This window comes from Gordonibacter pamelaeae 7-10-1-b, assembly GCF_000210055.1.
Taxonomy (GTDB): Bacteria; Actinomycetota; Coriobacteriia; order Coriobacteriales; family Eggerthellaceae; genus Gordonibacter; species Gordonibacter pamelaeae.
Genome location: NC_021021.1, coordinates 942,825 through 948,098 on the forward strand (window position 1 = coordinate 942,825; position 5,274 = coordinate 948,098).

Sequence of the window (5,274 nt, forward strand, 5' to 3'; positions counted from 1 at the left end):
GGGCGCGATGCGCCAAGGCCAGCTCGAACAGCTCGTCCTCCATCTTCGCCAGCTCGATCTGCGCGCGATCGGCCCGATCCTCCTCGCACGGGTCGGCGATGTAGGCGCCGCTGCGGCCGCGCATGAGCACGTAGCCCTCGTCGCGCAGCACCGCGTACGCCTTGTTCACCGTGTGCAGGTTGATCCCCAAATCGCTGGCGAGCGACCGCACGGACGGCAGCGCGGTTCCGGGAACCAGCTCGCCGCGCGCGATGGCCGCGATGATCTGGCTGCGGATCTGCAGGTACAGCGGCTCTTCCGACTTCTGGTCTATGCGGACGATCACGAGCATCCTCCTTCGCTACATCATCAACCCGTTCACCGCGAGGTCGATGACCCCGATCAACACGCCGATGACGGCCAACAGCAGTCCCAGCTTCTCGCGCGAGACGCCCAGCCACACCGAGCCGAACAGGCCCAAGCCTCCCGAAAGGAGGACGGGGAACCACTTCGGCGACCAGCCGTTCACCTCTCCCGTGATGCCGAAATGCGTCGCCACCTGGTCAGGCAGCAGCACCCACTGGGCTGCGGCCAACGCGACCGCCGCACCTCCCAGCACGATCGCCGCCACGAGCCCGCTCCGCCCTTCGAGCACCGTGCCCCGGTTGCGACGCGTCCCGTTCTCTCTTGCTCCCATGATACCGCCTTTCGCTCGCCGTCCGATGATACTTTCGCTTCCTGCCCCGATTTACGCGGAAAGCCCGCGCTTCGCCGTGCTGCGGTAGAGCGCGACCGACGCCGCAGCCACCGCGCACGCCGCCAGCAGCGATCCCGCCTGCCCCAGGAACAAGGCCGCAGCCATGCCCGCCGCCACCAGGCCCATGCCGGCGAAGACCACCACGAGTACCGGCATGCCGCGCTTCACCGGCTCGTACACGGTCGTCCAGTCGTAGCGCGGACGGCGCGCGTCCAGCGCCAGCCCCAAGCTCGTGGCCAGCAAGCACGATGCCGACGGCACCGCGAATAGCGCTGCGACGGACAGCGCGTCGAGCGGCAGCGAAACCGCCACGAGCACAGCAGACACCAGCAGAAACGGCAGGCCGATGGCCAGGTTCACCGCCGCTTTCGACCACAGGACGGTCGAAGCGGGAACGGGCGCCGTCAGCATGAGCCAGCGCGAAGAACCCTCGAGCGACACCGACGCGGCCGTAGTGGACGAGATGCTGCAGAAGAACGCCAGGCCCCACGGAAGCACGAGCCCGATGACGGGAACCAGCTCGGGCGGCAGCAGGTCGAGCGACAGCGCGCCCGTGAGCGTCCCCGCCGCCACGGCGATAGCCGCCACCAGCACGAGCACGTACCCGATGCAGGCGTTCATGAAGTAGATGGGCGTGGCCACGAGAAGGCGCGCCTCCTTCGCCATGAGCGCGCGCAGCGGGGAGCCAGCCTTCGCCGCCGCAGCGCCCTTGCCGTCGAAGGAGAACGTCCCGCGCGGGCGCGACGACATGAGCAGCGAGTTCACCGGCACGAACAGGCGCACGACGAGCGCGAGCACCGCACCCGCCGCCACGAGGTTCACGGCGGCGAACGCCAAAAACGCCGCGAGATCGCCCTTTACGATGCCGGCCGTCGCCCACGCCGCCGGAGGGAACACGGCTGCCAGCTGGGACACGAGCTCGGTGCCGAGCACCGTCATGGCCGCCATGTCGTCGGCCTGCGACGAGAACGCCAGCGAACCGAACACCGCGGCAAGCATGGCCGCCAGGGTGAGCACGATCACCACGACGTTCGCATGCTTGAAGCGCGCCGACACCGCCGCGATGAGCACCGCCAGCACGATGGCCGCGGCCAGCGGAAGCAGCGGGGCCAGCACCGCCGAAAGCGCCATGCACGCGACGCCGACCGCGGTCACGCTCGCGTTCGCCGCGTACACGGCGAACGCCGGAACCATCGCCAGCAGGCCGAACGCCAAGCTCATAGCGTACAGCGACGCGATGCGCGAGAGCACCACCGACGAGGTGGGCACCGGCAGCGACATCACCAGGTCGTAGTCCTTGAAGCCGAACAGCACGCCGTTCGTCTTGAGGAACGCCGCCACCGCACCGGCGACGGCGCCCACGAGCACCGCGACGAGCAGCACGGCTTCGGGCAGCCCCATCTCCACGAGCGCCTGCGCGACGCCCGACGAGTACGCCGCGGCGAACAGCACGATGGCGGCCACGGCCAACGCCGCAAGCGCCAGGGTGCGCCTCGCCTTCGCCGGATCGGCGTGCAGCGTCTTGTTGATGCCGAACAGCCCTAGCAGCTGGATTTTCAGAAGAAGGATGAACGAACGCATGCTCGCCGCCCCCTATCGTGCGCCCGCGGCCGACGCCGTCGCGCCGCGGTCTATCATGTCGAGGAACACGTCTTCCAGGCTCTCGTCGCCCACGACCTCGGCCGTGCGCCCGCACGCCCGCAGCTGCCCTTGCTTGATGATGGCCACCTTGTCGCACAGCTTCTCCACCACTTCCAGCACGTGGCTCGAGAAGAACACGGCCGACCCGCCGTCGGCCAGCTCGCGGAGCATCTCCTTCACCTGGAAGGACGCCTCGGGGTCGAGGCCGACGAAGGGCTCGTCAAGCACGAGCAGCGTCGGCTCGTGCACGAGCGCGCCGATGAGCACGAGCTTCTGCCGCATGCCGTGCGAGTACGAGGACACGAGGTCGCCGAGCGCCGAGGTGAGCCCCAGGCGGTCGGCGAACTGGCGGATGCGGGCCTCGCGCACGTCGGCCGGCACCTCGAAGATGTCGGAGAGGTAGTTCAAGTACTGGATGCCCGTGAGGAACTCGTAGATGTCGGGGTTGTCGGGCACGTAGGCCGTGACGCGCTTGCAGGCGAGCGCGTCGGTGCGCACCGATTGCCCGGCGATGCGGATGTCGCCCTCGTCGAAACCCGTCACGCCCACGATGGAGCGGATGAGCGTCGTCTTGCCCGCGCCGTTATGGCCGACGAAGCCGAAGATGTCCCCCGGCATAACGTCGAGGGTCGCGTCGTCCACCGCGCGCTTCGCGCCGAACGTCTTCACTACATGGTTGACTGACAATACCGGAGATGCCATGTCGCTTCCTTTCCTTGCCTGTTTGTTATATTTATGCTATAACAAATGGAACAAGAACGCAAGGAGGAATCACAAACGGGTCCCGATGTTTCACGTGAAACATTTGTTTGCGCGAACTGATGTTTCACGTGAAACATCGGGAGATGAGGAGAGAAGGAGCACGACCATGAAGCGCATAGCGATTTTTCTAGCAGTCACCTTTGCCCTAACGTGGGCATATGAGTTCGGAGTGGTGTATCCGGCGTCGTCGGGGGCGCTCACCGGCATCCCGCCGGTCGCCACGCAGTTCATCACCGGGGCGGCCATGTTCTTCCCCGCCATCGGCGTGCTCGTCACGCGCCTCGTCACGCGGGAGGGATTCAAGAACAGCGTCATCAAACCGCGCGGGGTCAAGAAGTCTCTGCCGTGGTTCGCGGTTGCCTGGTTCGGGCCGGCCATCCTGTCCGTCATCGGGGCGGCCGTGTACTTCCTCGTGTTCCCCCAGGACTTCGACCCCTCCATGAGCGCCTTCGTCGCCTCGACGCAGCAGCAAGCGGCGACGACCGGCTCGGAGCTGCCCGCCGACACCGTCACCATGATGCTGCTCGCACAGCTGCCGTTCGCCGTCTTCCTGGCGCCCGTGCTCAACATCTTCACGACGTTCGGCGAGGAATGGGGCTGGCGCGGCTACCTCGTGCCGAAGGTGTCCACGCATCTGCGCATCGTCCCCACGCTGCTGATCACGGGCGTCATCTGGGGACTCTGGCACGCGCCGCTCACCGTCATCGGGCATAACTACGGCACCGGCTATCCCACCTGGCCCCTCGGCGGCATCGCGGCCATGTGCCTGTTCTGCGTCGTCGTCGGCATCTTCCTCACGTACGTCACCGTGCGCACGGGCAGCTGCCTGGCGGCGGCCATCGGCCACGGGGCGATCAACGGGTTCGTGAGCGCGGCGCTGCTGTTCTCGGTGACGGGCGGCAATCCGTTCGTGGGCCCCCTGCCCGTCGGCGTCGTCGGCGGCAGCGCCTTCATCGTCGTGGCGGCCTTCATGCTGCGCGACCTGCATCGCCGCGAGAAGGCGGGCACGCTCGACATGCCGAAGGCGGGCCTCCCCGACGACGTGACGAAGACCGACCTGGCCCGCGCTCCTAAGGAGTAGCCCAGCGGCTAGCACACGAACGGATGTTTCACGTGAAACATCCGACGAAACATCCGACCCGCATAACGGAAAACGGGGCCCGATCTGCCGCCAGATCGGGCCCCGCCCTGTCCGTGCCTGCTGTACCGCCGGACCTGCCGATCCGCCGGGCCGCCTTTTTTCTACAGGCGCTCCACCACGAGGTCGCCCATGGCCACGGTGCCGACCACCTTGTCGGCCGGGGTGTCGGGGCCCTTGATGTCGCCGGTGCGCCAGCCCTCGTCGAGGACGGCGGTCACCGCGCGGCGGACGTCGTCGGCCGCATCCTGCATGTCGAAGCTGTAGCGCAGCATCATCTCGACGGACAGGATCTGCGCGAGCGGGTTCGCGATGCCCTGCCCCGCGATGTCGGGCGCGCTGCCGTGGCTGGGCTCGTAGAGCGCCGTGCCGTCGCCGAGGCTGGCGCTGGCCAGCATGCCGAGCGAGCCCGTGATCTGGGCCGCCTCGTCGGAGAGGATGTCGCCGAACATGTTCTCGGTCACCACGACGTCGAAGTCGGCCGGGCGGTTGATGAGCTGCATGGCCGTGTTGTCCACGAGCAGGTCCTCGAGCTCCACGTCGGCGTACTCCTCGTCGTGGACGCGGTGCACGATCTCGCGCCACATGCGGCTGGTCTCCAGCACGTTGGCCTTGTCAACGCTCGTCACCTTGTTGCGGCGCTTGCGCGCGGCTTCGAAGGCTTGACGCGCGATGCGCTCGACCTCGTACTCGCGGTACTCGAGCGTGTCGTAGGCGCGCTGGCCGGCGGCGCCGTCCATGCCGCAGCCTTCCTCGTCGTAGAAGCGCTCGCGACGGCCGAAGTACAAACCGCCGGTCAGCTCGCGCACGATCATCATGTCCACGCCGTCCACGATCTCGGGCTTGAGCGTGGACGCATCGGCCAGCGCGGCGAAAATCTGCACGGGACGCAGGTTCGTGTACAGGCCGAGCGCCTTGCGGATGCCGAGCAGGCCCTGTTCGGGGCGCGGCTTCGCAGGATCGGTGGTGTCCCACTTCGGGCCGCCGACGGCCGCCA

6 protein-coding genes are annotated in these 5,274 nt (G+C 67.6%); 1 reads left to right on the top strand and 5 read right to left on the bottom strand.

The window, feature by feature from the left end:
- The 4 genes from GPA_RS04455 to GPA_RS04470 form a co-directional block, all read right to left on the bottom strand.
- The coding region (locus tag GPA_RS04455) for a GntR family transcriptional regulator (RefSeq protein ID WP_231847569.1) at positions 1-331 on the bottom strand (331 nt) is incomplete at its 3' end.
- Between the two features lie 9 nt (positions 332-340).
- Positions 341-676: a DUF1648 domain-containing protein gene (locus tag GPA_RS04460; RefSeq protein WP_015539070.1), complete on the bottom strand. Its 336-nt coding sequence runs from the start codon at positions 674-676 to the stop codon at positions 341-343.
- 51 nt (positions 677-727) lie between these two features.
- Positions 728-2,317 carry a putative ABC transporter permease subunit gene (locus tag GPA_RS04465; RefSeq protein ID WP_015539071.1) on the bottom strand — a complete coding sequence of 530 codons (1,590 nt, stop codon included), beginning with the start codon at positions 2,315-2,317 and terminating at the stop codon, positions 728-730.
- A gap of 12 nt (positions 2,318-2,329) precedes the next feature.
- Entirely contained in the window at positions 2,330-3,079 is a 750-nt protein-coding gene (locus tag GPA_RS04470) for an ABC transporter ATP-binding protein (RefSeq protein WP_041239080.1), read from the bottom strand.
- 166 nt (positions 3,080-3,245) lie between these two features.
- Between GPA_RS04470 and GPA_RS04475 the strand changes: the two genes are divergently transcribed.
- Complete coding sequence (locus GPA_RS04475) at positions 3,246-4,220, top strand: CPBP family intramembrane glutamic endopeptidase (protein ID WP_041239082.1); 975 nt, start codon at positions 3,246-3,248, stop codon at positions 4,218-4,220.
- A 161-nt stretch (positions 4,221-4,381) separates the two neighbouring features.
- Here GPA_RS04475 and leuB read toward each other — a convergent pair.
- The coding region (leuB, locus tag GPA_RS04480) for a 3-isopropylmalate dehydrogenase (protein ID WP_041239084.1) at positions 4,382-5,274 on the bottom strand (893 nt) is incomplete at its 5' end.

Excerpts from the sequence above, each read along its gene's own strand:
- GPA_RS04470 (WP_041239080.1), bottom strand. The coding sequence starts at position 3,079 with ATGGCATCTCCGGTATTGTCAGTCAACCATGTAGTGAAGACGTTCGGC.
- GPA_RS04460 (WP_015539070.1), bottom strand. The coding sequence starts at position 676 with ATGGGAGCAAGAGAGAACGGGACGCGTCGCAACCGGGGCACGGTGCTC.
- GPA_RS04475 (WP_041239082.1), top strand. The coding sequence starts at position 3,246 with ATGAAGCGCATAGCGATTTTTCTAGCAGTCACCTTTGCCCTAACGTGG.
- GPA_RS04465 (WP_015539071.1), bottom strand. The coding sequence starts at position 2,317 with ATGCGTTCGTTCATCCTTCTTCTGAAAATCCAGCTGCTAGGGCTGTTC.